Annotated in this window: 5 protein-coding genes; all 5 read left to right on the forward strand. The window is 38.9% G+C overall.

The features are described 5' to 3' along the window. On the forward strand, positions 1-182 hold a 182-nt coding region (locus tag KGY70_17685), incomplete at its 5' end, for a hypothetical protein (protein ID MBS3777034.1). A 34-nt stretch (positions 183-216) separates the two neighbouring features. Then, complete coding sequence (locus KGY70_17690; protein MBS3777035.1) at positions 217-855, forward strand: MBL fold metallo-hydrolase; 639 nt, start codon at positions 217-219, stop codon at positions 853-855. Between the two features lie 277 nt (positions 856-1,132). Beyond that, entirely contained in the window at positions 1,133-1,867 is a 735-nt protein-coding gene (locus KGY70_17695; protein ID MBS3777036.1) for a ZIP family metal transporter, read from the forward strand. A gap of 270 nt (positions 1,868-2,137) precedes the next feature. Beyond that, complete coding sequence (locus tag KGY70_17700; protein MBS3777037.1) at positions 2,138-2,512, forward strand: hypothetical protein; 375 nt, start codon at positions 2,138-2,140, stop codon at positions 2,510-2,512. Between the two features lie 223 nt (positions 2,513-2,735). Further along, a partial coding sequence (locus tag KGY70_17705; protein MBS3777038.1) for a TonB-dependent receptor occupies positions 2,736-4,363 on the forward strand: 1,628 nt, incomplete at its 3' end.

Raw genomic sequence — 4,363 nt, forward strand, 5'->3', positions numbered from 1 at the left:
ATCTGATGTTTACAAGAATTGAAAAGCCCGGAAAGCTGTTTTTCAGAATAGAAAGGGTTAAAGGTGTAGAATTTTCCTCACAGGAAGCACAGGTACCGATTGGAAAAGAAATGCTGGATGAACTGAGTAATGTGGCTGATTCTACCCGAAAAACAAGAATACCGGAGATAAGAAAAATTTAGGAAATTCTTGTATTTATAATAAAAGCCGATAAAAATGAAGGTTACCATTCTTTATGACAATACTGCATATCTTGATGAGCTCACCCCTGACTGGGGTTTTGCTGCTCTTGTTGAAGCACATGACCGGACCATACTGTTTGACACAGGAACTGAGGGCTCCATATTGCTTGACAACATGAAAAAACTGGATTTTGATCCTCGTGTCGTAGAGGAGGTGTTCATCTCTCATGCCCATTTCGACCACGTTGGAGGACTTTCATCTTTTCTGAATGAAAACAGCGATGTTAAAATATATGTATCACCTTCCCTCATGGAAGTGCATCATGGTAGGGAAACGATTCACGTGGATCAGCCAATGAAACTTCATGAACATTTTTATTCCACTGGTGAGATTGATCAGATTGAACAATCATTGGTTGTTCAAACCGATAAGGGGTTGGTGGTTTTAGTAGGATGTTCCCATCCCATGATGAATGATATTCTTTCCACGGCCTCTCAATTTGGTAATATTTATGGAATTGTTGGTGGATTACATGGATTCAGGGAGTTTGAATTGTTCAGGGACCTTGAGTTGATTTGTCCTACACATTGTACACAATATATTAAAGAAATTAAGAGGTTATATCCGGATAAATATGTTGAAGGAGGAGCCGGAAGAATTATAGAAATTTAGTGATTGATTATTTTGATTTTCACCTGTTTATTATGATCAAAAAAATATACTGCGCAAACTGTAAGACTCTTCTGTATAAGTACCATAAAGCAAAAGCGGGACATCTGATCAAATGTTTTCTTAAACATATCAAGGAAGATCATACTAATTGGGATTTGCGGTGTCCCAATTGTGGAATTCAGTTTGCAAGGCGCAGAATGATCCGTGGTCAACCGGCAAATAAGATTATCCAGGGCAAAGTATATGTTAAGAACTAATAAATTAAAGGAAAGATAAAATGATAGAGTTAAGTGCATTTACATGGATTGCACTATTTGCTGTTGGTGCAGCAATCGTCAACGCGATAGGAATTTTTGCCATTTATAAGTATAAGGAATGGGCTGAAAAAGCAAAAACCTACTTTATGTGTTTTGCTGCTGGTGTTTTAATATCTGTTCCCTTGACTTTTGCTTTGCCTAATGCTATAGATAAAAATTTCTACTCAGGATTTGCTGCTTTGGTTGGATTTTTATACATGTTTTTCAGTAATAAACTGATAGAAAAAAGAACAAAACAAAAAAGTCTGGCTTTTGGTATTACCGCCATTGAGGGTATAGGAATACACTCCTTTGTAGACGGAATTATATATGCCATTACTTTCAGTGCCAGTATAGCGATCGGAATTTTGTCAGGTATCGGTTTGGTTGTCCATGAATTTGCGGAGGGAGTAATTACCTTTTCCGTATTGGTGGAGGGAAAAATAAGTAAAAAGAAAGCTGCATGGTATGCCTTTTTTGTAGCGGCTCTTACTACGCCGGTCGGCGCGTTTATTGCCTATCCGTTCGTAAATATGTTGAATGAATCTGTGCTGGGATTGGCCCTTGGTTTTGTGGTGGGCGTTTTAATTTATGTTTCAGCTTCTCACCTTTTGCCTGAAGCCAGAAAATACGAAAAAAAACATTCCAACTGGGCCTTTTTGGCAGGAGTCATGTTGGCTTTATTTATTGTTTTTACGAAGATGAGTCCGGTTTAAATTCTTCTTTTATGTGACCGGACTCTAATGCGTACTTTATTAAGATTAGACTTTACATTTTCCTAATTTATACCCCAAATTTTGGGGAAAATTGGGAATGCCTCTGATTAAGAGACACATAAAATGATATTGTTATTTTATAAAAAATCCCAACATCTTGGGATTGTGTGTAATAATTATCACAAATATTTTTGTGTGTATTAAAGAAAAGAAAGCCTGATTATGAAGCTGGGTTTTTATTATTTTTGAAGCCGTGTTAAAAGAATGTACTTGATTCGGATAAGAAAAAATATCATTTCTGTATTGTTAATCGCGGTCATTGCCGGGATAACAATAAATTCAACAATAAATGCTCATTATCATAAATTACCTGATGGTGAGGTTATCCATCATTCCCATCCCTATAAAGAAGACACCAGCGATCCCGATTCTCCTTTTCAGAAGCATCATCATTCACCCTCTGAATATTTCCTGTTTCATCAGATAACCAATGAACCTTATATTCCATCGGAAGGCCTCTCTATTGTTGATGTGCATTTTATATCATCAGCAGAGATCGACCGACCCGTATATTCAATTCATGATGTAGCCTCCTCTGTTTTATTGTATTCCTCTCCCCGGGCACCCCCTTATAAAGCCTGTTAATCCGGTCATTACTTGTTTGCCCAAATTTGTTGAAAAGCCGGGATTTACTATTTAAATTCCCATGAAAAGCCCTTGGTGTATAGGCAAGTAAGGCTGGTAAAAAAACAAAAAGCACTGGTTTGAGTATCCCATTTTCTTATCTTGAATTTAGTTACCCTGTGGGTTCTTATCTGAACCAGTGTTCAAACCTTATGTCTTGTGAATCATTAAAAATTAAAAGTCAATGTTTAGGATATATCTTCTTTATAAGAATAATAATAAAACAGCGATTATTTCAATAGTACTTATATTTTTTTTGTTCAATACTGCTCTTTATGCTCAGAGTAATACTTCTTCCCGGCAAAGACCGGCTAAAATACAGGGCACTGTGATGTGTGAGGGAGAACCTGTACCTTTTATAAATGTGCTTATAAAAGACACCCATATAGGTACCATGACCAATCCCAAGGGACGTTTCAATTTAAAGCATGTCCCTTCAGGTGATCATACCCTGGTTGTGAAAGGGCTTGATTACAAAAAAATTGAGAAGCCTGTAACTGTCGAACCGGGTGAACATATAAAACTTTCCATAGAGGTAGAGGAAGATGCTTTACAGATGGAGGATGTGGTTGTTACCGGCACCCGCACGGAACATTATGTCAAACAGGTGCCTGTGAAAACGCAAGTGATCCCGGCACAGCAAATAGAGAATCAGAATGCCAGTAATATATATCAGGCATTAAAGGGTATACCGGGAATTCGGGTACAACAAGAATGTCAGTATTGTAATTTCACTTCTGTTCGAATGCAGGGCCTTGAATCACAGTACTCACAAATACTTGTGAATGGTTTGCCCATCTATTCCGGACTGGCTTCGGTATATGGATTGCAGCAGGTAGGTACTCCCAATATTGAGCGCATAGAAATAGTAAAAGGTGCAGGTTCGGCTCTTTACGGGAGTAGTGCCATAGCCGGGGCCATTAATATTATCACCAGGAAGCCTACATATGATCCGATGACCACGATAGACATGCAATGGGGAAGATTCAAAACCAATACCTATCAGGTTACCTCTTCATTGCGCAATGAGCGGGGAAACCTCGGAGTCGTGATATATGGACAACGAAGTACCGGCGATGCAGTGGATTATACCAGCGAAAATTCCCCTGTGAAACAGCAGGATGGAATCTCGGACAGGGTCAAACAAAATCTTACAAATGCAGGAGCAAGTGTATTTGTGGAAAACCTTTTATCTCAACAGGATCGGCTTACCCTCCGGGGGCGTTTTATAGATGAATTACGCAGAGGTGGGGAACTCACCGGGGACTATATTAAAAATCCTTTTTATGAAGGCAGTGAACGGATTCTAACCCACCGGTATGCGGGAGAATTGTCCTATGAATCAACATTTGAAGATTCTTCGGAACTGCAGATCGGTGTTGCTTATATTCAGCATGAGCGAAACGCCACGAATGATACTTATTTAACAGATTATACCTCCATTCATCATACGTCACCCCCTGTTTCCGAACTAACGCCTTATCTGGCCGATGAGAATACATTCAGTGGTATAGCCATGTATGATAAAAGCATCAAGAGCCATCATATACTTGCCGGAATTCAGTTTTCCTACAGTAATTTTCATGAATCGGGCAAATACCTGGTACTTGATGAGGAATCTGAGCATTTCGGAGCAAGTTTTTCTTCGGTCAGTAAAAAGCGGTTTTCTGATTTCGGAATGTTTATTCAGGATGAGATTTCCCTTTCTCCTGATTTGCAAATGGTCCCGGGTATCCGGTATGACTATTATACTGCCCGTGAAACCTATATCAGTGAAGGGGAAATAAGCAATCAGTTTCCGGGAATAACCTA

It is taken from the genome of Bacteroidales bacterium, assembly GCA_018334875.1.
Lineage (GTDB): Bacteria > Bacteroidota > Bacteroidia > Bacteroidales > UBA12077 > JAGXLC01.

Coding starts and splice junctions, on each gene's coding strand:
- KGY70_17695 (MBS3777036.1), top strand. CDS start 1,133: ATGATAGAGTTAAGTGCATTTACATGGATTGCACTATTTGCTGTTGGT.
- KGY70_17690 (MBS3777035.1), top strand. CDS start 217: ATGAAGGTTACCATTCTTTATGACAATACTGCATATCTTGATGAGCTC.